Origin of the sequence: Faecalibacterium sp. OF04-11AC (assembly GCF_003460645.1) — a bacterium.
Taxonomy (GTDB): domain Bacteria; phylum Bacillota; class Clostridia; order Oscillospirales; family Ruminococcaceae; genus Faecalibacterium; species Faecalibacterium prausnitzii_I.
In genome coordinates this window covers 1-1139 of record NZ_QTVP01000063.1, presented here as the reverse complement: position 1 = coordinate 1139, position 1139 = coordinate 1, and the positions used below count along the sequence as shown (strand labels likewise).

Here is a 1139-nt window from a genome sequence, read left to right as displayed (position 1 = left end):
TTTTCCAAATAGAACAGTTCCGTCTTGAGCAAGCCAAAGAAGTTTTCAGCAACCGCATTATCCAGACAAGTGGCTTTCCGGGACATACTTTGTGTAATGCCTTTCGCTCTCAACAGGTTCTGGTAAGGCTTCATCTGGTACTGCCAGCCTTGATCTGAATGCAGAATCAAATCATCCACTTTATCTGGCAGCTTCTGAAAAGCATCTTCCAGCATATCCGTGACTTGCTTAAAATTAGGGTGGCGGCTAAGGTTATAACTGACCACTTCTCCGTTGAACAGATCAATGATTGGTGACAGATAAAGCTTCTGGTCATTGACTTTAAATTCTGTGACATCCGTAACCCATTTACGATTTGGTTCGTTCGTTTTGAAGTGCCGTTCCAACAGATTTGGAGCCACTTCGCCAATCTCACCTTTGTAAGAATTGTACTTTCTTCTCTCACGAACATGGCAGACCAAGCCCAACTGTTTCATGAGCTTCTGCACGGTCTTGTGATTGATGTAAATGCCGTTGTTATGCAATTCTTGCGTGATTCTGCGATATCCATACCGTTTCTTGTTCTTATTAAAGACTGCAACGATTTCTTCTTTTACCATCTGATATCTCACTGGCTTTTGAGACTGATGCAGATAATAGTAGAACGTGCTGCGAGGAAGCCCGGCAAGCTGCAGCAGTGCTTTCAACGGATATTTCTGCCTTAGTTCCTGAACTACTTGTGCTTTTTGTTTTGGCGTTCCTCTTCCAGCACCAAGGCTCTCAATTTTTTTAAGTAGTCAATCTCCATACGAAGCCGTTGATTCTCTGCAATGAGATCTTCTTCCACCTGCTTGTCTAATTTCGGCTTTCGCCCCTTCTGCGTTCCGCTGGCTGCACAAGCTCGACCACGACGTTCCAGCAAGAGGGCCTCTTTGCCTTCTTCCAGATAGATGCGCTCCCATCTTGCAACTTGCGTCTTACTTTGTACCCCGAAACGTTTGGCAGCTTCTGGACAGCTTAAATGTTCCGCGCGCATTGTTTCTACTACTTTTATTTTGAATTCCCCACTATATTTTTTCTGTGGTATTCCCTTTGGCATACAAAAACACCCCATTTCCTAAACAGTATACCATACTGTCTAACAAATGGGGTGCAGTTCA

2 protein-coding genes are annotated in these 1139 nt (G+C 44.1%); both read right to left on the bottom strand.

Annotated elements, in window-relative coordinates:
- On the bottom strand, nt 1-764 hold a 764-nt coding region (locus DXA70_RS13550), incomplete at its 3' end, for an IS3 family transposase (protein WP_243001430.1).
- Nucleotides 713-1078: a helix-turn-helix domain-containing protein gene (locus tag DXA70_RS13545; RefSeq protein WP_128118763.1), complete on the bottom strand. Its 366-nt coding sequence runs from the start codon at nt 1076-1078 to the stop codon at nt 713-715. The genes DXA70_RS13550 and DXA70_RS13545, both read right to left, overlap by 52 nt.
- Nucleotides 1079-1139 lie beyond the last annotated feature (61 nt).